Below are 21,313 nucleotides of genomic sequence, written 5' to 3'. Positions count from 1 at the left end.
AATTTTAAGAAATAGACTATTCTTTCTTAGCCTCATATTTATTCTTACCCTGTTTATGGGGTTCAAAGCAGGTGATGTTCAAATGTCATATGAATATGCACCTCTCTTACCAAAAGATGATCCGGCATATATTGAACAACAAGAATTTACTGCCCAATTTGGCAACGACGGTAACTTAATGGTTTTGGGCGTTCAGGACCGAGATTTTTTTGAACTTGACAACTTTAAAAATTGGCAGAATCTAACTAAGTCACTTCAAGAAATTGATGGTGTAAGCACGGTCTTCTCAGCTAGTGAATCTTACAACTTAATTAAAAATAAAGAAAAAAAACGTTTTGAAACTGTTCAAATATTCAATAATGAAATTGACAGCCAATACACTTTAGACTCACTGCAAAGAGTATATACAAATCTACCTTTTTACGAAGGAGTTTTGCATAACAAAGAAACTGACAGCTACTTAATGGCTATAACTCTAGAACCTGAGATTCTTCAAAGCGAGGCTAGGGTAGAACTAATCAATAGAATTGTTGAAGCTGGAACAGAATACACTAACAAAACAGACGTTTCCATTCACTATTCTGGGTTACCGTACATTAGGGTAATTACGGCAGAAATGATTAAGAAAGAGCTTAATATGTTCATATTTATGGCTCTTGGAATTACAGCACTCATCATATTCTTATTCTTCCGATCATTCAAGGTTGTGATATACTCAATGCTTGTAGTTATTATCGCGGTGGTTTGGGCGCTTGGGACCCAAGCTCTTCTTGGATTTAAAATAACCATATTAACAGGTATGATACCTCCACTAATTATTGTGATTGGCATACCTAATTCGGTATTTCTGCTCAACAAGTACCATCAAGAATTCAAACAGCATGGTAATAGAATAAAAGCACTTCAAAGAGTTATACGAAAGATTGGTAATGCAACCTTCTTAACCAATTTAACAACAGCATCTGGTTTTGCAACTTTTGTTTTTACCAGCAGCCGCATACTTATTGAGTTTGGTATAATTGCAGCTATCAATATATTGGTAGTCTTTTTATTATCATTATTACTAATTCCTATAATATTTAGTTTTGTAGCCGAACCAAAAGAAAGACACCTTAACCACCTAAATAACACGGCTGTCAATAAAATAGTAAATAAGTTTGTTCATATCGCTTTAAATAATCGAACTACGGTTTATTCTGTTACAGGTGTAGTTTTGTTTTTAGGGGTTATTGGTATATTTCAAATAAAAACAACGGGGTATATGCTTGATGATATCCCTCATGATGATCCTCTTTATGTTGATCTTAAATTCTTTGAAAAAAACTTTGATGGTTTAATGCCTTTAGAAATTGTAGTGGATACAAAAAAAGCTAAAGGTGTATTAAAGAGTAGTTCATTAATGAAGATGGATAAGCTAGAAACCAAATTGGCACAACATCCTGATATTTCAAAGGCACTTTCACTTACTCAGGCAGTAAAATTTGCGCGCCAAAGTTTTTATAATGGTAACGAAAAATACTATGGCGTTCCGAAAAGTAACCAAGAACGTAACTTCATACTGTCATACATATCCAAAAATGAGGAAAGTGGGACCGAGCTCATAGAAACATTTGTAGATTCTCTTAGCCAGAAAGCTAGGATGAGTTTTAGAATGAAAGACATCGGTACCAACCGTATGGAGATTATCAACAAAGAAATCATTAAAGAAATTGAAGAAATATTTCCGAGTGCAAAATTTGACACCTCTGTTACAGGAGCCAGCGTAGTATTTTTTAAGGGAACGCAATATTTAATTAAGAATTTATTTGTCAGTTTATTTCTCGCGGTAATTCTTATAGCCTCATTTATGGCATGGATGTTTTCATCAAAACGAATGGTTATTGTTTCTTTAATTCCCAATTTAATTCCGCTGATCATGACTGCGGCATTAATGGGTTATTTTGGCATCCCAATAAAACCTTCAACAATATTAGTATTTAGTATTGCGTTCGGAATTTCTGTTGATGATACAATCCATTATTTGGCTAAATATCGACAAGAGCTAACTGAAACCAACTGGAGTATTAGAGCCGCAGTTGTACTTGCATTAAAAGAAACAGGAGTAAGTATGATTTATACATCAATTATTTTATTCTTTGGTTTTGGAATATTTGGTTTTTCAGAGTTTGGCGGAACTGTAGCTTTAGGTATTTTAGTTGCTGTAACATTGCTCATTGCACTTTTCTCAAATTTAATTTTATTACCTTCGCTCCTCTTAACCTTAGAAAAATACATCACAACAAAATCCTTCAAAGAACCATTACTTCATATTTATGATGAAGATGAAGACATTGAACTTGAAGAGTTAAGAATAAAGAAGAACACAAAAGACGCTTAAGAATGCTAAATATTAATGAATTACTAAACTTTGTTAATGCAGAGTTAAAGGAGATTTCTTTTGATCAAGAACCTGTTAAACTTTACGAGCCCATTAAATATTCTCTCGATATGGGAGGAAAGCGCATTCGACCTATTTTGTGTTTAATGGCTACTCAACTTTTCAATGGAGATGTAAAAAATAGTTTGCCACCCGCATTAGCCCTTGAAGTGTTTCATAATTTCACTTTGCTACATGATGACATCATGGATAATGCAGATGTAAGACGCAACCAACCTGCGGTTCATAAAAAATGGAATGCCAATACAGCTATCCTTTCGGGAGATGCAATGCTGATTAAAGCCTACCAGTTTTTGAGTGATTGTGAAGATTCAGTATTACCTGAAATATTTGCACTGTTTAACGAATTGGCCATTGGCGTTTGCGAAGGCCAGCAATACGACATGGATTTTGAAATCAGAAGGGATGTTACTACAAACGAATACCTTGAAATGATTCGTTTAAAAACAGCCATTCTATTAGCGGGAAGCCTTAAGGTAGGTGCAATATTAGCCAACGCTCCAAAAGAAGATGCTAACAATATTTATAATTTTGGATTAAACATTGGTTTAGCCTTCCAGCTGCAAGATGATTACTTAGATTGTTTTGGTGATATTAAAACCTTTGGCAAAAAAATTGGAGGAGATATTATTGCAAACAAAAAAACATTTCTATTATTAAGCGCATGGGCTAAAGCTGATAAAGACGAAACCCAAGAGTTAAACAAATGGATTTCAGCAGAAGAATTTGATGCTGATAAAAAAATAACGGCTGTTAAAAACCTCTATACGAAATTAAAAGTAGATGAGCTTTCTAAACAAAAAATGGAAGAGTATTATTCAAAAGCAATGGATAGTTTAAGCAATATAGATATCCATAATAATGCTAAGCAAGAGTTAATTTCTTTTGCTAAAAATTTAATGCACAGAAGTAATTAGAACCCTATTATTTTTTGCAAGGTTTTGCAATATTTTTTCTATTTTGATCGGCTAAACAAAAAGCGGTTCTATTCCTTAATCTATCGGATATTCTATCACAAAAATCGATGGATAGCTAATAATAACATTATATGAAGCAAGTAGAAGGTAAAATAATTCAGATTGTAGGTCCTGTTATTGACGTTAGCTTTGAACTTAACGACAGTGAACTTCCTAAAATATTAGATGCACTTGAAATAGTACGAGACAATGGTGAAAAAATTACCATTGAGTGCCAACAACATATTGGAGAAAGCGCAATCAGATGTATTTCTATGGATGCAACTGATGGTTTAACCAGAGGTATGAAAGTAGTTGCAACAGGTCAACCTATTTTAATGCCTCCAGCAGATAAAGTTAAAGGACGCTTACTAAATGTAACCGGAACCCCAATTGATGGGATCGGTAATATTGATAAAGAGGGCGGTACCCCAATTCATAAAGATCCTCCTAAATTTGAAGACTTATCAACCGAAGCAGAAATTTTATTTACTGGAATTAAAGTAATCGATCTTATCGAGCCTTATTCAAAAGGTGGTAAAATTGGTTTATTCGGAGGTGCTGGTGTAGGTAAAACAGTACTTATTCAAGAACTGATTAATAACATTGCCAAAGGGTACGATGGTCTTTCTGTATTTGCAGGTGTAGGTGAAAGAACTCGCGAGGGAAATGACCTACTAAGAGAAATGATTGAATCTGGAATTGTTGATTACGGTGAGGAATTCCAAAAAGATATGGAACAAGGTGGCTGGGATCTTTCTAAAGTTGATGAAAAGGCATTAGATGACTCAAAAGTTACCATGGTTTTCGGACAAATGAACGAACCCCCTGGCGCACGTGCTAGAGTTGCACTGTCAGGCTTAAGTATTGCAGAAAGTTTTAGAGATGGAGATGGTGAAGGTTCTGGAAAGGATATTCTACTATTTGTTGATAATATTTTCCGTTTCACCCAAGCAGGGTCTGAGGTATCTGCGCTCTTAGGACGTATGCCTTCTGCCGTAGGTTATCAGCCAACATTAGCTTCTGAGATGGGCGCATTGCAAGAGCGTATCACCTCAACTAAGAATGGCTCTATTACATCGGTACAAGCAGTTTATGTTCCTGCGGATGATTTAACGGATCCAGCTCCGGCAACAACATTCTCTCACCTTGATGCTACAACAGTTTTAAGTCGTAAAATTTCAGAGCTTGGTATTTATCCTGCAGTAGATCCATTAGATTCTACTTCACGTATTCTAAGTCCTGATATTGTAGGAGATAAGCATTATAACACGGCTCAACGAGTAAAAGAAATTTTACAACGCTATAAAGAACTTCAAGATATTATTGCCATTTTAGGTATGGAAGAATTATCTGAAGAAGATAAATTAATTGTACACCGAGCACGTAGAGTTCAACGATTCTTATCGCAGCCATTCCATGTTGCTGAGCAATTTACAGGTTTAAAAGGTTGTTTGGTTAGTATTGAAGATACCATTAAAGGTTTCAATATGATTATTGATGGTGAAGTTGATAAATACCCAGAAGCGGCATTTAACCTTGTGGGAACTATAGACGAAGCTATTGCAAAAGGAGAAAAGTTATTAGCTGAAGCGAAATAATATGGATTTAAATCTAGAAATTATAACACCCGAGAAAATTATTTATTCCAATGATGTTGGATTAGTTCAACTTCCGGGAATAAATGGTAGCTTTACAGTTCTTAAAAACCATGCTCCAATAGTATCAAACCTTGAGAAAGGCACAATCAGAGTAATTGGTAAAAATGGGAAAGAACATTTTTTTGAATGCACAAGTGGCATTTTTGAGTGCAGAAACAATAAAGCAACCATTATAATGGATGCTATATTAAAAAAGTAAAAAATATAACGCAACTATATTGCAAGCCATTATCCTTTCGATAATGGCTTGTGTTTTTCAATATCATCATTGTGAAAAAGATTTTAATTATCAGATTTAGTTCTATTGGAGATATTATCCAATGCATGGCAGTTACAGGAGGCTTTAAAAACCATCACCCAAAAACGGAATTGCATTGGGTAGTTCGAAAAGATTTAGCTTCGTTAATAAAAATTGATCCTCGCATTGATAAAATATGGGAATTTGACAGAGAGCTAGGAATGCTTGGACTCCTGAAACTTGCCTTTCAACTAAAAAAAGAAGGTTACTCTCATATCTACGATGCGCATAGTAATATCCGCTCTAACATCGTAAAAACTATTCTAAATCCTTTAAACCTTAGTTCTTCCAAACTAATAACCAGACGCAAGCATCGAATTAAAAGAATCTTACTTTTTAAATTTGGTATCAACAAACTTCCCAACCCATTTAGAGCTTTTGAATCGTTTAGGTCGCCCATCAGAAAATGGGATATCAATAATTTTGAAACCCCCGATTCTAATTGGGTATTTCCCGATGAAATTGAGAATAAGTGCTCAAAACTAATAAATGGTTATACTCAAAACACAGTAACACTTGTTCCTTCTGCTGCACACGACTTAAAAAAATGGCCTGTTAAATATTGGCAAGAAGTAATTACGCAACTCTCCGATAAAAAGTTCATCATACTAGGAGGTCCTGATGATCATTTTTGTGAGGACATTAGAAGTGTAGCCCCAAATAGGGTTTTAAACCTTACAGGAAAAACTACCCTACACGAGAGTTTTTATATAACTTCAAAAGCAAATTATGTTTTGAGTGGTGATACCGGATTTTTGCATGCAGCAGATTTATTTAATAAGCATGGCATTGCACTAATTGGCCCTTCTGCATTCGGATACCCATCGGGAAGAAACATGAAAGTTTTTGAAATAGAACTTACGTGTAAACCTTGTAGTAAAGATGGTAGTACCAACTGCAAGATTAAAGAAATAAAGAAGTGTTTGATAGATATCAAACCTAAAAAAGTAATAAAAGAAATTGCTGCTCATTTTGAGCACAATATTCGTTAAGGATATAATACCACCCCAAAAGCTCTCAATAATAAGATGATCAAACAAACAAACTACATGAGACTAAATATTCTATTTGTTAACTCTATAGGTAAAAACAAATGGGGAGGTGGTGAAAAATGGATGATTCAAACAGCAAAAGGGCTACTTGACATTGGACATCAAGTAAAAATAGCTGTTAGGAAAAACTCTGTTCTCCAACAAAAAGCGGAAGAACTTGGTTTAGAAACCATGCCTATATCCTATAATACTGATTTCGACATAAAAGCAATTAGTACCCTTAGAAGTTATTTTCGACACAACAAAACTGATATTGCAATTTGCAGCCTTAACAGGGATATTAGAATTGTTGGTATAGCCAATAAACTACTTTTTAACAGACCAATGGTAGTCGGTCGACAAGGTGTTCAGCTAATCAAAAACAAATGGAAATACAAGGTTACATTTAGTCATTTGGCAGATGGTATTTTAACCAATTCAAAATCTCTTAAAACCATATACGATAGTTATGGTTGGTGGGATAAGGATTACGTTAGAGTAATTTATAATGGTATTAAAATAAATGAAGATACTTCAGTTTTTGATTACAACAAGATCACTCCTATATCGGAAAACACAAAAATTATATTAAGCGCAGGAAGACTTGACGATCAAAAAGGATTCCCATATTTTATCTTAGCAGCTCAATTTGCTAAAATCAATAATAAAGATTGGAAGTTTTTTATTGCTGGTTCAGGTAAAGATCAACATAAACTTGAAAGAATCATTCGCTCAAACGGTTTAGAGAATCATGTTTTCTTGTTAGGTTTTCAAAAGAATATATATCCACTCTTCAAGCAAGCAGATGTATTTGTATTAGCTTCATTATATGAAGGAATGCCAAATGTATTGCTTGAGGCGATGCTTGATGGAGTTCCTGTAATAACAACTCCTGTAAATGGAGCTGCGGAACTTGTTGCCAATAATAAAACAGGGCTATACATAGAAACAAAGAATCCAAAATCAATTTACGAACAACTTAACCAATTATTTGAAAACCCTGAGGCAGCTAAACAAATGACTAGTGCAGCCAAAGAATTTGTAAACAATAACTTTACCTTATCTCAATCTGTTGATAGCGTAAATAGTTATTTTCAAGAATTGGTATTGCAAGAAAAAAGTTATGCACCTTATACCATAGTAGATACTATAAAGAAGAAATATTCTGCCATAAAAAACGTTAGACATAAAAACATAAAAGCTTGGTATTATTTTAAGAATTTTATAAGAATCAAGATTTCTAAATCATATGCTCCTCATGAATTAGAGCGTACCCTAAATGCGCTTAATAGATTTGATGAAGAATATATAAATAATAGGGTTAACTATTATAATAAGGTAAATACTATTACTAAGCTGCCTAACTCTTCTCAAAGTGTGAAAGAATTTATCCATGATCATAATATGGAGACATATTACTTAGATATGTGGAAATATGTTCACTATTTTGACCCTAGCTATAGATTAAAATATGAGTTTGGTGATATCACAGAAATACCACAGCTTCCTAGCATTGTGAAAAGTAGACCGATTAGTGATAACAATGCCAACTCAGTTTTATTAAACCTTAATAAGGTTAGGCATTTCATATATGTTAAAGACAATAAAAAATTCTTTGATAAAATAAATAAGATTATTTGGAGAGGTAATATATGGTCACACCAACCGCAGAGGGTAGAAGTACTAAAAAAGCACTTCAATAATCCGTTTTGTAATATTGGGCATACAAATGACGCTGATATTGATACTGAATGGAAAGTTGAAAAATTAACTATTGAGGAGCAATTAGCCTATAAATTTATATTATCAATAGAAGGAAATGATGTTGCTACAAACTTGAAGTGGATCATGTCTTCAAAATCGATTGCAGTAATGCCTAAACCAAAATTTGAAACTTGGTTTATGGAGGGACAATTAATTCCTGACTATCATTATATATTAATAAAGGATGACTATTCTGACCTTACGGAGAAGCTATTATACTACATAGAAAACCCAGAAAAAGGTGAAGAAATAAGGATTAATGCCAACAACTATATAAATCAATTCAGAGATAAAAAGAGAGAAGATCTTATCTCAACTTTAGTGCTAAAAAAGTACTTTAAAAACACCAATATTAAATAGTTATATGCTAAAGTAACTTTGGCAATATTCTTTATGATAAAAAATATATATTTTGTAGATAGACCTACATTCAATCAAGATTTCTATACTAAATTTGAATTTGATAAATTAATCCAGTTTGGCTATAATGTTAAATTCCTTAACCTAACAAGCCTATTAAAAGGAGCTGAATTTGAAACAGAAATACCTGAGCACCTAAAAGAACACGTTCTTTTTTTCAAAACAAAGAATAACGTTAAACACTTTATAAAAAAGAAATCCACAGATAGTATTGTAATTACATTATGTCCATTCATTCCAAGCTCGGCATGGTTATATTATGCGATATTTATAACTAAAATGCGATACATAGTATTGAATCTAAATGTATATCCTGATTTTTGCAAGACTCCAAATAAGAAATTAGACTCAGTTAAACGTTCTGTAAAAAGACTAAACTTTAAAAAACTTCTCAACAAACCAATCTCTGAAATTTACTACAACCTAGGTAAATTATCTTTAGCTCCTGCCGATATTGCAATACACTCAAAAGAAAGCCTAAAATGGCAAAATAAAAAATTAACAGCAGAGACTACTGAAGATATATATTCTGTGGGCACTGATTATAGCCAGTCAATGGACCTTACTGATAGAGCAATTATAGATGAACCATACGCAGTTTTTGTAGACCAGTACTTCTGTCACCATATTGATTTTAAATCTCACCAGATACTTCACTCATTTACAGCAAAGGAATACTATACCTTACTAAATAAGTTCTTACATAAGTTCAGTGATGAATCTGGCTTAAAAGTAGTTATTGCCTGCCACCCTAGAAGATGTAACTACCAATTAAATGATTTTGATAAAAGGTTCGAATTATTCTTTAATCTTACACCAAAACTAATTAAGGATTCAGATTTTGTTTTACAGCACTTCTCAACAGCAATTAGTTTTACGGTTATCTTTAATAAACCTTTTTTGCTGCTTGACTCCAAGATGTTTGCTGATGGAACAATTGGCAAAAAGATATCAGGTTTTGCTAGATACTTTAATAAAGAAACAGTTTCAATGGACGACTACGAGAGCTATTCACATGAAGACTCTGTTGTAGATTCAGATATTTATAATAATTATATCAATACCTACCTTAAACATCCTAAGGCGAGTACATCTCTATCTTTTTCTAATATTATTATAAATATTACTAAAAGTTTAAAAGATGATAAACTATAATTTAGCAAGTTCCTCAGTTATTAATCCCCTAAATGTCTTATTAACTGAATTTTGGGGATTCACAAACATTTCATAATACTTCTTATAAGTATTTGTATCAACATGAGTATTAATACTTGTAGCTATTTTCGTATCTGAAGTAATATCACTAATATTAATACATTCCTTTTCAAAATATGTTGCAAACATCTGTATCTTGGGAATTATATTACCTCCGTTGAAAAGGTTTGAGCTGAGAAGAATAAATGGCTTATTGAATATTACTGCATAGTTAATAGCTGTAGAAAAATGTACTAATACAAGGTCTGCAAATTTTACAAGATTAGCTGTTTGATTGTAAACTAATGAGAATCTTTTATCAAAATCACTCTCTTGCTCTTTGCTGCGTCTTGGATGACAAGCTACTATAACTTTTATTTTATTGTTATTTTCGTATGCTATTAAATAGTTATTCAGTTCTGTATAGTATTGCTCCGCAGTAAAAGAATCTATTATATGCTTTGACTTAAAATCGGGGTGATGTACAAAATATTGGTCAATAAATACTACGTAGGGTTCATCAATTAATGAATTTAAAACAGTTTCTTCAGCAGCAAAATAATCGAGTGAGGCAACTTTCTTAATGGTGGTTAATTTTGAACAAAGAGACCTCTTTTCTGAGCTTAACTTAGGCTTTGAACTTACAATAAGATTGGGATAATTTATTGTTCTCTTTGCTAAAAACAGCTGACCTAATTGAGTTGGTTTATTGAGCACCTTGGCAAGGCTAACTCGTTTCAAACCCGAACTCGCAACTTCTGATTTAGTGGTAGATTTAATTTTTGGTAAAACTGAATTTTCGAATAAAATGTATGGAATTCTATTTTTAAAAATTGGTAAATACATCCATGCACTATTAGCAAGTAAACCAACATCTGTAATAATAACAGAGCGATCTTTTTTTTCACCAATAAAACTATTAAACTCTTTTTGTGTAGAAAAATATAATATATGTTGCTTTAAATCTTCTCTGTAATTAGTAACAAATTGCTTTTTCTTTAAAAGGTGAGATATATCCAAGTATTTAACATTATACCCTTCTGAAAGCAAGAAATCAAATTCATCTCTTATATATGCTTCCCTATTAAAAGGGAAGCGATGGATATAAAATATATTTTTTACCATTATTTTCTAAACTTCAGTTTTTCACGCTGAACCTGTTCAATATCTAAAATATCTTTTTCTTTAAATTGAAGTGCTTTATTAACAGCTTTCAGATCCCTTACTAATCGTCTTACACCTTCTGGTTCAAGTGAAGCTGCATGATCGGTTCCTTTCCAGGTTCTATCTAGAGTATAATGTCTTTCAATCCATTTTGCGCCAAGGGTAAATGCTGCAATATCAACCGAAATTCCTAAGTGGTGCCCTGAGAAACCAATTTCTTTTACTCGGCTACCATATTCCTCTTTTAATCGAGTAATTTCGAGTAAACATACATCTTCAAATGGTACAGGGTACCCTGATGTACAATTGTATAATACTAAATCTTTATTCCTCCCCTTACTCTCAAAAAAAGATACTAAATCTTCAATTTCTTGTTTAGATGTCATTCCTGTTGAGGCATGTATTTCGCCTTTATAATTCTCGCAAAGCCATCCTAACATTTCATAGTTATTATTACATGCAGAAGGTATTTTAATAAGCTCAGGTTCTAGCGAAGCTATTTCTTTAGCTGAAGTTAAGTCCCAAGTTGAAGTTGAATACACAATCCCCAGATCTTCACAATATTCTTTTAATTCTCTATTTTCTTCGAGATTAAACTCCAAAAACTCTCTATGTGCGCCATAAGTATCTCCATAAGAGTTACTAGGATTTGGGTGGGGCGTATTATATTGTTCTTCGGTAAGTAATTCTCTATTATTTCGCTTCTGAAACTTTACCACATCAGCGCCACAGAATATCTTTGCTACTTTGATTAACTCTTTAGCAATTTCTATATCTCCCTTATGATTACACCCTATTTCTGCAATTACCTTAGCTTCTTTCATATAATTTTGATTAAATATCAATGCATTATGCCTTTTAAAAAGTTGATATAACTAATTTATGTAAGCAATTGTTAGCATTAAAATTCTATGCTCTTTATTTAAAATTTTATTTACTGACTTTACTACGAATAAGCATAGTAAATGTTCACTCTTATTTAAAATCGCTGATTAAACTGAATTAAGAATTCAACCAATTCTCTTATTGCGCCTTTACCGCCTTCATTGTTTAATTGTAAATCAGCAGCAGCTCTTACATCTTTAGTTGCATTTGCAGGACAAGCACCCCAACCTACTGATAAAATATTTGCTAAATCGTTAATATCATCACCAATATAAGCCAATTCATTTCGTGAAGCATTTAAATCTGGTAAAAGGTTATTAAGCAGTGAAAATTTATCTCTAACACCTAAATAGCAATGTTTAATCTTCAATTTATCCATTCTTTGTTTTACAAGCTTACTATTCTCCGAGGTCATTACAATAGGTTCGATACCATTGTTTCTAAGAATTTCTAATCCCATACCATCAACGAAACTAAATGTTTTAGAGAATTCGCCATTTTCAGTATAAGTAACATCTGCCTGAGTAAAAACACCATCAACATCTAAAACCAAATATTTTATCTTTTGAACTGGAGCTTTAAAGGTTAACAACCTAGTTTTCAATAGTTGTTCGATAATGATCATATCAGATGGCTCATCAATCTCAGTTAAGGTATCTTCAGCCATTTCAACCACGGATATTTTACCTCCTAATCTGTTTTTGGTTTTTAAAAATGAATCCTTGGTACAACCATAAACAGCGCCATTTTCAATAATAAGACCTTCAAAATCTTGTCTCCTTGGCCTATTTAAATAATCATAGTTAATTGATTTACCATCCTTATTCCAAATAAAACGATGCGTTTTTACTGCCGTTAAAACAGAGTCTGATTTTGTAGTAACTAGTTCTTCAATAACATTATTGATATCAGCTGAGGATGTTAATGGAGAAGTAGCTTGCAACAGATAGTAAAAGTCAAAATCATAATTCAGCTTCTCAGCTAATTCAATCATACCCTGCTCCGTGCTAGCTGTATCAGAGGCACTTTCTTCACTACGCTCAATAACGACTATCTTATTTGTCCAAGTATATTCGGCAATAATATAATTTTCAATTTCCTTATCGTCTGTAAAAACATAAACTTTATCAAGCTTAGATTCTACTGCTTCAGTAAGTACCCAACTAAATAAAGGGCGACCCAATATTTTACGTTTGTTCTTATTCGGAATACCTTTAGATCCAGCCCTAAGGGGAATAATGGCAATATGCTTTGCTGATTTCATTTATTTTTTTTTTCAAAAGTATAATAAAGTTAAAGCAATACCAATTTAGTATTAAAGAGTTTAATATATAAGTCTTATTCAAGCTCTTGAGTACTTAATAATGTCGATTATAAAAATTTCTGGTACAAAATCAGCTCAAGTATAAAAGCTAAAATAGTTTAGCATGAAAAGATAAAAGCTTATTGTGTATCTTTGAGCTCGCAAGAAATTAGGTGTATAAATAAATGATAGATCAGGGAACGGTAGATAGAGTATTTGAAAGTGCTCAAGCACAAATTGTTGATGTGGTTTCGGAGTTTGTATCACTTCGTAAACGAGGCATTAACTATATTGGTAATTGCCCGTTTCATAACGAGAAAACACCTTCATTTACTGTATCTCCCCACAAGGGAATTTACAAGTGCTTTGGTTGTGGAAAAGGTGGTAATGCCGTTAACTTTTTAATGGATGTAGAGCAAATTAACTACATCGAAGCCATTCGTCATTTAGGAAAGAAGTTTAATATACATATTGAGGAGGTAGAATTAAGTCCTGAACAACAACAAGTAAAGGATGACAGAGAGAGTATGATGGCTGTATCAGCATTTGCTCAAAAATATTTTACAAATACACTTCATAAATCCGACGAAGGTAGGTCTGTTGGCCTATCCTATTTACGAAGTAGAGGATTTAGAGATGATATTATTGAGAAGTTTCAGCTGGGGTACTCACCTGAATCAAGGTCGGCATTAACAGATGAAGCTCTTAAAAATTCCTTCAAAGTAGAATTTTTAGAGAAAACAGGATTAACCATTGTTAGAGACACCTACAAGGCCGATCGTTTCAGAGGAAGAGTAATTTTTCCCATACATGGGATCTCTGGTAAACCTACTGCTTTTGGAGGTAGGGTTTTAAAAGCCGATGCAAAAACTGCCAAATACTTAAATTCGCCCGAATCTGAAATATATCACAAAAGTAAGATCTTATACGGAATTTACCAGGCCAAACAAGAGATCACTCGCAAGGATCGATGCTTCTTAGTTGAAGGTTATACCGATGTAATTTCATTTCATCAGGCAGGGGTTTTTAATGTTGTGGCCTCATCGGGAACAGCATTAACGGTAGATCAAATAAGACTAATAGGGCGTTTTACGCAAAACATTACCATTATTTATGATGGTGACCCTGCTGGTATAAAAGCTTCGTTGCGAGGAATTGATTTGGTACTTGAGCAGGGCATGAATGTTAAAGTTCTTTTACTTCCTGAAGGAGAAGATCCGGATTCGTTCTCAAAAAACAGAAATGCCGAGGAACTTGAAAAATACATTGCTGCAAACGAAGGCGATTTTATCAAGTTTAAAACGAGTTTATTACTTGAGGATGCAAAAACTGATCCTGTAAAGAGAGCTCAATTATTACAAGATATCGTACGTACCATTTCAGTTATTCCTGATAATATTATACGCTCTGAATACGTGAAGGAGTGTAGCACTTTAATGGGTGTAGAGGAGCCTATTATTTACGCAGAGTTATCAAAAAAAGGAAAACAATCGAGAGATGAGCAATATAAAGCAGCTTACCAACAAGCTCCAACTCCTCCGCCAAGCCAACAAGCCCCTGCAAGTAACTTCACATCTCTCAATCCTTATGAAGTTGAAGAACGAGAGATTATTCGATTCATGATAAAGCATGGACACTTTAATCTTTTTGAAGAAGAAGAATTAGGCGAAGGTGAAGAAAACACAACTGTTGGTGCATTTATTCTAGCTCAGTTTCAAGAGGATGAATTAGAAAGTGCAAATCCTTTATATAAAAAAATAATGGAATTGTACGAGGCCAATTATCAGAATGAAGATTTTGATGCACCAAAATTTTTCGCGGCTAGCATGGATAAGGAAGTTAGCCAGCTAACATCGGATTTAATTAGTCAGGAAATTGAACTAAGTAAAATTCATTCTCGCTTCGGATCTAAGGTAACTAACGAAGGTGATTCGGTAAGTTGGTTAGTACCTAAATTAGTACACGAGTTAAAACTAAAAAAGGTAAAACGATTTATTGAAGAACAAAGAGCTATTTTGAAGACTGCTCAAGAAGCCAGAGACGAAGAAAAGCTTTTAAATACCATGCAGATGATTAGCAAACTGCAAACCATACAAACTGCACTTTCGAAAGAACTAGGTGGCAGAACAATATTGTAAATAATAAAAGATATATAATGAAAACTGTTGAGCATTTAAACGACAAACGAATAGAGGAAATTATTAAAAAATGTGATGTATGTTTTATTGGCGTTGTTGATGGCGATATGCCTTACGTACTTCCTATGAATTTTGGATACCACAACAACATTATTTATCTGCATTCAGCTCCAGAAGGTCGTATTGTTGATATTCTTGAAAAGAACGCAAATATTTGTATCACCTTTAGTACCGGTCATGAATTGGCTTTTCAACACCCTGAAGTAGCTTGTAGTTACCGAATGAAATCTCAAAGCGTTGTGGCGTGGGGGAAGGTTCAATTTCAAGAAGATTTTGATAAAAAAGTAGAGGCCCTAAATATCTTAATGAAGCAATACTCTGATAAGGAATTTAAATATTCTGATCCGGCTATTAAAAACGTAAAAATATGGGAAGTACCAATTGATAAGGTAACTTGTAAAGAGTTTGGTGCACCTCACGAGAAGTATCAAGGTGATGATACTGTAAAGCGCTCTTTCTAATTGTAGTTTATAAGATAGAAGAGTTAGCAAGCTGTAAAACAACTGATAATTAACAATTAATAATTACCTAAGCATGGTTCTTAATTATATTTGGATTGCATTTTTTCTCATCACTTTTGTAATAGCTTTAATTCGCCTTATTTTCTTTGGGGATGTTGAAGTGTTTCCTGAAATAGTTAAAGCCACGTTCGATTTTGCAAAATCAGGTTTCGAAATTTCACTAGGTTTAACCGGTGTATTAACACTTTGGTTAGGCCTCATGAAGATAGGAGAGAAGGGAGGAATGGTAAGTGCTTTAAGTCGATTAATATCGCCCTTATTCAACCGACTGTTCCCAACGCTACCAAAAAATCATCCTGCATTCGGAACCATGATTATGAATTTATCGGCCAATATGCTTGGGCTCGATAATGCTGCCACTCCAATGGGATTAAAGGCCATGGAGCAACTGCAAGAAGAAAACCAAAAGAAAGATACTGCAAGCAATGCACAAATAATGTTTTTAGTACTAAACACCTCTGGCTTAACCATAATCCCGGTTAGTGTAATGGTGTATCGGGCACAGTTTGGAGCTGCCAACCCTGCTGATATTTTCTTACCTATACTTCTGGCTACATTCTTTTCCACAATAGTGGGATTGCTATCCGTTTCTTACGTTCAAAAGATTAAACTTAACAATCCAATTGTAATCGCCTACCTTGGCGGGATGACCCTCTTTGTAATTGGATTAATTTGGGGATTATCTCAATTGGACAAGGAACAGATTAAACTAGTTTCCAATGTTGGAAGCAACTTAATCCTATTCTCCATTATGATATTATTTATTGTAATGGCCGCCATAAAAAAAATAAATGTTTACGATGCATTTGTAGAAGGAGCAAAAGAGGGTTTCCAAATAGCCATAAAAATTATACCATTCTTAGTAGCAATATTAGTAGCCATTGGCGTTTTCAGAACCGTTGGTGCAATGGATTACCTTACAGATGGAATTAAATATGCGGTAAGTGCTTTGGGTTTAGATACAAGGTTTGTTGATGCCCTACCTACGGCGCTAATGAAGCCTTTAAGTGGCTCTGGAGCGCGCGGAATGATGTTAGAATTATTTGACAACCCAAATTTCGGCGTAGATTCTTTTGCTGCCAAAATTGCATCTACAGTGCAAGGAGCTACTGATACTACTTTTTATATTGTAGCCGTTTATTTTGGCTCAGTTGGTATTAAGAATACTCGCCATGCAATTGGCTGCGGATTGTTGGCCGATTTTGCAGGTATTATTGCTGCAATTGTAATTGGATATTTATTTTTTGGTTAGTAGTTAGCTTTATATCATTAGCCAAATACGCTGAATAAATTGCTGCTCCAACACTATTAAGATGCCCTATATCAAAGGAGGTTATATCTTCATAAAGCTGCGGATATTTATCCTGATAAGTATAATCCAAAACGGAATAGCCTAACTTCTCATAGTTCCTTCCTTCATTAAATAATATTGGATAAAATGAAGAATTTGTATGAGGTGGAATCACAAAGATAATACGTGCATTAGGAAAATATCTTTTCAAATGGTCAACTGTAATCTTACTAAAAGCAGAGTATTTAAATTCTTTATTTAACAATATATCTCTGTTAATGGAAAAGTAATTGGCAATTGTATTAGATTGTAGCCAATCTTTAAAGTTATTATAATCACTTACAGCTCCGCTATTATGTCCGTGTTCCATTTCTTTTTTCATTTGATCCTCTAAGGCATAATAACCTTGTTCAGTAGGTCCCCCAAACTCATAATATTCTTGTGGTTCTTCCATTTCTATCAGCCTGCGCAAACCAATGCCAAAAGACTTATAAAGAAACATCTTTAAGTAGTTAATTATTGACTTTACTTTTAGTTTAAAAGAATAATCTGCACTAATTAAATAATTCAGAAGTTGCTGATTACGCTTACCTGATATGGAGATTAAAGTCCTTACCGAATTATAATTCTTCCCTATTAAACCAGGGGTTCTAATTTCATAAAGAATTGTTTTTATAGAGTCACATTTAGGAGAAATAAACCTTTCAAAATCAAAAGATCGGAAGGGATATAAATTATTAACTCCCATATTAATACTCTTCGTATTAGCAACAATAGAATCAATCACTAAAGGGTCAACCTGTCTATACATCTTACTTGTACCAAGAAACATAGTATTATATTGCTTATTATCAAGATGCTTATATTGCGTGTATATTAATCCACTCTCATACTTCAGGTAATTCACCTGCTTTTTTTGTATATGCCAATAAATCAAATGTGAGCTAACAGCAATTAATAGCACAGCAACTAAAATGATTATTGATATTTTCTTTAAAAACGTTTTCATTAGAATTGAAAATAAATAAAAGAGTTATTGTTGCTATCGAAATAAATTAAAACGAAAACAGCTAGCACAAAAGAAATGGTATAGCTTGCTAATCGGCTTTTAAATATATCCATTGGGCACTCCAAAGTTTTACCAAACCATTCGATAGTTAATTGTATAACAAGAGGTACTATTACTATAAGTGAGATATTAATAGCTTTACCCGATGAGAAAGTAGATATTCTATATAATATTTGATTGGCAATATGAATGTTATCTGCTCTAAAGAAAACCCATAATATAGTTACCAATATAAAACACAGTAGCACCTTAAACAGATTCTCGAATGACCTTGTTTCTGCACCAAAATCATCAATATAATTTCTATTATTTTTACTCATCAAAAGGGGCAGAAATGCCAAAGCATGCAAGAAACCCCAAACCATAAAAGTCCAGTTTGCTCCATGCCAGAAACCGCTTACCACAAAAATAATTATAGTGTTCCTAATCTTAATCTTAATACCGCCTCTGCTACCGCCTAAGGGGATATATAGGTAATCTCGAAACCAAGTTGAGAGTGAAATATGCCATCTTCTCCAGAACTCAGCAATATTACGCGAAAAATAGGGGTAGCGAAAGTTGATCATTAATTCGAAGCCAAATAATTTTGCCACGCCACGTGCAATATCAGAGTACCCTGAGAAATCACCATATATTTGAAAAGAAAATAAAATAGCCGCAATTGACAAACTCTGCCATGAATATGATCCTACATCTGAGTATACTATATCAACAAAATAAGCACATGTATCTGCCACAACAACTTTCTTAAACATTCCCCATAAAATCAGTTTCAATCCTAAAATTCCCGAATTATATGAGAAGGTTCTCTTTTTATAGAATTGTGGTAATAGGTGAGTAGCACGTTCAATTGGACCGGCAACCAGTTGAGGAAAAAAACTTACAAATGCAGCAAATGAAATAAAATCTTTACTCGCAGTGAGCTTCTTTCGGTATACGTCAATTGAATAGCTTAAGGTCTGGAATGTATAAAAACTAATACCCACAGGTAAAATAATCGAAAGACGATCAGGATTGATTGATGCTCCAAAGAAGGTAAACGAATCGACTAAACTATCGATAAAAAAGTTGTAATACTTAAAGAAGCCCAGAAAACCGAGGTTTATAAGGAGGCTAGCCGTTAATAATAGTCTTCTACGAACTCTCTCTTTTACTTTTGAAAGCTGTATTCCTATTAGAAAATCTACTAAGGTGCTGAATGCAATTAAACTTAGGAAACGATAATCCCACCAACCATAAAAAAAATAACTTGATGCTAGAATAAATAGATTTTGAGCTTTTAAATTCCGCTGCAGAACAAACCAATATATGACAAAACATAGTGGTAAGAAAAGTGCGAATTCAAATGAGTTAAATAACATGGGTATGCAGTATCTGTTTAGAAATTAGCTTCAATACCAAAATACAATTGTTTTATTCTGTATTCATAATTAAATGACAAATGCAATCAATATTGTGTTAAAAAGGATGCTATTCTTGATGACGAATTACCAATTAAAACAAGTTCACTATGTAACTAAAATTAAAAATACGTAAATAAATGTTAATTATTTTAATATTTTGTATATATTAGCAGTGGGAAAGTTATTTAACCTTTTCTCTTAGAATCAGATGAAAAAAAACGCAAAAAAGACCTGTATTGCCCTTCAGGTCTTTTTTTATGCCTTTATTTGACTAAACTTACTGCTACAAAATTAGGCACCTCAAACAAAGCACCTACAATATTTATTAATGGTAATATCTACAGTAAGTGTCTATATCTTGGGCCATACTAAGCAAAAAAAAGCTTACTGAATCAGTAAGCTTTTTGTCTATTTTCGTTGTAAGTCTATAAACGAATATGTGAAGTTTGTTTTTTCATCGTCTTCAACAACTTCTTTATTTACCACATCCCAGTCATCATAATTAATCTCAGGGAAGAAAGTGTCTGCATCATTAAAGAAATAATCAATAACAGTTAGGTTTAAAATATCTGCCTTAGGTAAAAAGGCATCATAAATCGTGGCTCCTCCAATAACAAAAACTTTTTCATCAGCGCTACATAAGCTCAGTGCTGCTTCAGGACTATTAACAACCTCAGCTCCTTCAATTTGCAAATCGGTATTACGTGAAATCACAACATTTCTTCTATTGGGTAACGCTCCTTTTGGCAAAGAATCAAAAGTTTTACGACCCATAATTATGGTATGTCCTGTTGTTAAAGCTTTGAATCGCTTTAAATCAGAAGATATGTACGTTAATAAATCATTTTTACGACCTATGGCATTGTGATCAGCAATGGCAACTATTATAGCAATGTTTGGCATTAATTTAGTTTTTGTATTATACAGAAATAGCACCTTTAATATGCGGGTGCGATTGATAATCGTTTAAAGTAAAATCGTCGAAAGTAAAATCGTCAATATTTTTAACTTCGGGATTTAAAGTCATTGTTGGCAATTCCATTGGCTCACGTGATAACTGCAACTTTACTTGATCGATGTGATTGTTGTAAATATGTACATCGCCAAGTGTATGCACAAATTCGCCAAGTTCTAAGTCGGTTGCTTGAGCTACCATCATGGTTAATAAAGCATATGAAGCAATATTAAACGGAACGCCTAAAAATAAATCGGCACTACGTTGATACAACTGGCATGATAATTTACCATCAGCCACATAAAATTGAAATAAGATATGACATGGTGGTAATTGCATATCTTCAAGCTGACCAACATTCCAAGCACTTACAATATGGCGTCGAGAATCTGGATTACTTTTGATAGAATCTATTACTTGCTTAATTTGATCGATATATGTTTTGTTTGCAGTTGGCCACGAGCGCCACTGATAACCATAAATAGGTCCTAATTCTCCATCTTCTTTAGCCCATTCGTTCCAAATTCGTACACCATTATCTTGAAGATACTTAACATTTGTACTACCCTTTAAAAACCAAATAAGCTCGTGTATAATTGATTTTAAATGTAGTTTTTTAGTTGTAACCATAGGAAAGCCATCTTGCAAATTAAATCGCATTTGATGACCAAAAACACTAATAGTACCAGTACCTGTTCTATCTCCTTTTTGAACTCCTTCGTTGATCACTCGATCACATAACTCAAGATATTGACGCATAAAG

General features: G+C 33.4%; 17 protein-coding genes. 10 read left to right on the top strand and 7 right to left on the bottom strand.

Annotated features, from left to right (window positions below; all coding sequences use genetic code 11):
- Positions 1 to 55 precede the first annotated feature (55 nt).
- The 7 genes from A8B35_RS14745 (at position 56) to A8B35_RS14705 (ending at position 9,722) form a co-directional block, all read left to right on the top strand.
- On the top strand, positions 56 to 2,377 hold the full coding sequence (locus A8B35_RS14745; protein WP_245820795.1) for an efflux RND transporter permease subunit: 2,322 nt from the start codon (positions 56 to 58) through the stop codon (positions 2,375 to 2,377).
- Between the two features lie 2 nt (positions 2,378 to 2,379).
- Positions 2,380 to 3,354: a polyprenyl synthetase family protein gene (locus A8B35_RS14740; RefSeq protein ID WP_075603315.1), complete on the top strand. Its 975-nt coding sequence runs from the start codon at positions 2,380 to 2,382 to the stop codon at positions 3,352 to 3,354.
- A 131-nt stretch (positions 3,355 to 3,485) separates the two neighbouring features.
- On the top strand, positions 3,486 to 4,994 hold the full coding sequence (gene atpD / locus A8B35_RS14735; RefSeq protein WP_075603314.1) for a F0F1 ATP synthase subunit beta: 1,509 nt from the start codon (positions 3,486 to 3,488) through the stop codon (positions 4,992 to 4,994).
- 1 nt (position 4,995) lies between these two features.
- Complete coding sequence (atpC, locus tag A8B35_RS14730) at positions 4,996 to 5,253, top strand: ATP synthase F1 subunit epsilon (protein WP_075603313.1); 258 nt, start codon at positions 4,996 to 4,998, stop codon at positions 5,251 to 5,253.
- Between the two features lie 71 nt (positions 5,254 to 5,324).
- On the top strand, positions 5,325 to 6,344 hold the full coding sequence (locus tag A8B35_RS14725; RefSeq protein WP_075603312.1) for a glycosyltransferase family 9 protein: 1,020 nt from the start codon (positions 5,325 to 5,327) through the stop codon (positions 6,342 to 6,344).
- Positions 6,345 to 6,401: 57 nt separating this feature from the next.
- On the top strand, positions 6,402 to 8,507 hold the full coding sequence (locus A8B35_RS23040; RefSeq protein WP_171973219.1) for a glycosyl transferase family 90: 2,106 nt from the start codon (positions 6,402 to 6,404) through the stop codon (positions 8,505 to 8,507).
- 33 nt (positions 8,508 to 8,540) lie between these two features.
- Positions 8,541 to 9,722 (top strand): hypothetical protein, encoded by a 1,182-nt coding sequence (locus tag A8B35_RS14705; protein ID WP_075603311.1) that lies wholly within the window; start codon positions 8,541 to 8,543, stop codon positions 9,720 to 9,722.
- Here A8B35_RS14705 and A8B35_RS14700 read toward each other — a convergent pair.
- The 3 genes from A8B35_RS14700 to A8B35_RS14690 form a co-directional block, all read right to left on the bottom strand.
- Complete coding sequence (locus A8B35_RS14700; protein WP_075603310.1) at positions 9,717 to 10,886, bottom strand: hypothetical protein; 1,170 nt, start codon at positions 10,884 to 10,886, stop codon at positions 9,717 to 9,719. The genes A8B35_RS14705 and A8B35_RS14700 overlap by 6 nt on opposite strands.
- Positions 10,886 to 11,749 (bottom strand): N-acetylneuraminate synthase family protein, encoded by an 864-nt coding sequence (locus tag A8B35_RS14695; protein ID WP_075603309.1) that lies wholly within the window; start codon positions 11,747 to 11,749, stop codon positions 10,886 to 10,888. The genes A8B35_RS14700 and A8B35_RS14695 overlap by 1 nt, the downstream gene beginning before the upstream one ends.
- 155 nt (positions 11,750 to 11,904) lie before the next feature.
- Positions 11,905 to 13,074, bottom strand: a complete 1,170-nt coding sequence (locus A8B35_RS14690) for an acylneuraminate cytidylyltransferase (RefSeq protein WP_075603308.1) — start codon at positions 13,072 to 13,074, stop codon at positions 11,905 to 11,907.
- A gap of 224 nt (positions 13,075 to 13,298) precedes the next feature.
- On the opposite strand from A8B35_RS14690, the gene dnaG reads away from it, so the two are divergent.
- The 3 genes from dnaG to A8B35_RS14675 all read left to right on the top strand — a co-directional run bounded on the left by dnaG (position 13,299) and on the right by A8B35_RS14675 (position 17,084).
- A complete protein-coding gene (gene dnaG, locus A8B35_RS14685; protein WP_075603307.1) occupies positions 13,299 to 15,251 on the top strand; it encodes a DNA primase in 1,953 nt (650 codons plus the stop codon).
- A gap of 17 nt (positions 15,252 to 15,268) precedes the next feature.
- Complete coding sequence (locus tag A8B35_RS14680) at positions 15,269 to 15,772, top strand: pyridoxamine 5'-phosphate oxidase family protein (protein WP_075603306.1); 504 nt, start codon at positions 15,269 to 15,271, stop codon at positions 15,770 to 15,772.
- A gap of 73 nt (positions 15,773 to 15,845) precedes the next feature.
- Positions 15,846 to 17,084: a nucleoside recognition domain-containing protein gene (locus A8B35_RS14675; RefSeq protein WP_075603305.1), complete on the top strand. Its 1,239-nt coding sequence runs from the start codon at positions 15,846 to 15,848 to the stop codon at positions 17,082 to 17,084.
- Here A8B35_RS14675 and A8B35_RS14670 read toward each other — a convergent pair.
- The 4 genes from A8B35_RS14670 to A8B35_RS14655 form a co-directional block, all read right to left on the bottom strand.
- The gene (locus A8B35_RS14670; RefSeq protein ID WP_075603304.1) at positions 17,044 to 18,132 is read right to left on the bottom strand and encodes a hypothetical protein; all 1,089 of its coding nucleotides are present in this window, start codon (positions 18,130 to 18,132) and stop codon (positions 17,044 to 17,046) included. The two genes, A8B35_RS14675 and A8B35_RS14670, sit on opposite strands and share 41 nt — an antisense overlap.
- A complete protein-coding gene (locus tag A8B35_RS14665; protein ID WP_075603303.1) occupies positions 18,132 to 19,553 on the bottom strand; it encodes an MBOAT family O-acyltransferase in 1,422 nt (473 codons plus the stop codon). Before A8B35_RS14665 ends, A8B35_RS14670 begins: the two co-directional genes overlap by 1 nt.
- 450 nt (positions 19,554 to 20,003) lie before the next feature.
- Positions 20,004 to 20,498 carry a dihydrofolate reductase gene (locus tag A8B35_RS14660; RefSeq protein WP_075603302.1) on the bottom strand — a complete coding sequence of 165 codons (495 nt, stop codon included), beginning with the start codon at positions 20,496 to 20,498 and terminating at the stop codon, positions 20,004 to 20,006.
- Positions 20,499 to 20,514: 16 nt separating this feature from the next.
- Complete coding sequence (locus A8B35_RS14655) at positions 20,515 to 21,309, bottom strand: thymidylate synthase (RefSeq protein WP_075603301.1); 795 nt, start codon at positions 21,307 to 21,309, stop codon at positions 20,515 to 20,517.
- Positions 21,310 to 21,313 lie beyond the last annotated feature (4 nt).

This window comes from Saccharicrinis aurantiacus (genome assembly GCF_001660705.2).
Lineage (GTDB): Bacteria > Bacteroidota > Bacteroidia > Bacteroidales > Marinilabiliaceae > Saccharicrinis > Saccharicrinis aurantiacus.
The sequence above is the reverse complement of the archived record's forward strand: the minus strand, read 5'-3'. Positions and strand labels throughout refer to the sequence as shown.

What these genes read in the sequence shown, in the direction of transcription:
- A8B35_RS14655 (WP_075603301.1), bottom strand. Translation starts at nt 21,309, where the DNA reads ATGCGTCAATATCTTGAGTTATGTGATCGAGTGATCAACGAAGGAGTT.
- A8B35_RS14670 (WP_075603304.1), bottom strand. Translation starts at nt 18,132, where the DNA reads ATGAAAACGTTTTTAAAGAAAATATCAATAATCATTTTAGTTGCTGTG.
- A8B35_RS14740 (WP_075603315.1), top strand. Translation starts at nt 2,380, where the DNA reads ATGCTAAATATTAATGAATTACTAAACTTTGTTAATGCAGAGTTAAAG.
- A8B35_RS14705 (WP_075603311.1), top strand. Translation starts at nt 8,541, where the DNA reads ATGATAAAAAATATATATTTTGTAGATAGACCTACATTCAATCAAGAT.
- A8B35_RS14700 (WP_075603310.1), bottom strand. Translation starts at nt 10,886, where the DNA reads ATGGTAAAAAATATATTTTATATCCATCGCTTCCCTTTTAATAGGGAA.
- dnaG (WP_075603307.1), top strand. Translation starts at nt 13,299, where the DNA reads ATGATAGATCAGGGAACGGTAGATAGAGTATTTGAAAGTGCTCAAGCA.
- A8B35_RS14745 (WP_245820795.1), top strand. Translation starts at nt 56, where the DNA reads ATGGGGTTCAAAGCAGGTGATGTTCAAATGTCATATGAATATGCACCT.
- A8B35_RS14675 (WP_075603305.1), top strand. Translation starts at nt 15,846, where the DNA reads ATGGTTCTTAATTATATTTGGATTGCATTTTTTCTCATCACTTTTGTA.
- atpC (WP_075603313.1), top strand. Translation starts at nt 4,996, where the DNA reads ATGGATTTAAATCTAGAAATTATAACACCCGAGAAAATTATTTATTCC.
- A8B35_RS23040 (WP_171973219.1), top strand. Translation starts at nt 6,402, where the DNA reads ATGAGACTAAATATTCTATTTGTTAACTCTATAGGTAAAAACAAATGG.
- A8B35_RS14665 (WP_075603303.1), bottom strand. Translation starts at nt 19,553, where the DNA reads ATGTTATTTAACTCATTTGAATTCGCACTTTTCTTACCACTATGTTTT.
- A8B35_RS14695 (WP_075603309.1), bottom strand. Translation starts at nt 11,749, where the DNA reads ATGAAAGAAGCTAAGGTAATTGCAGAAATAGGGTGTAATCATAAGGGA.
- atpD (WP_075603314.1), top strand. Translation starts at nt 3,486, where the DNA reads ATGAAGCAAGTAGAAGGTAAAATAATTCAGATTGTAGGTCCTGTTATT.
- A8B35_RS14680 (WP_075603306.1), top strand. Translation starts at nt 15,269, where the DNA reads ATGAAAACTGTTGAGCATTTAAACGACAAACGAATAGAGGAAATTATT.
- A8B35_RS14690 (WP_075603308.1), bottom strand. Translation starts at nt 13,074, where the DNA reads ATGAAATCAGCAAAGCATATTGCCATTATTCCCCTTAGGGCTGGATCT.
- A8B35_RS14660 (WP_075603302.1), bottom strand. Translation starts at nt 20,498, where the DNA reads ATGCCAAACATTGCTATAATAGTTGCCATTGCTGATCACAATGCCATA.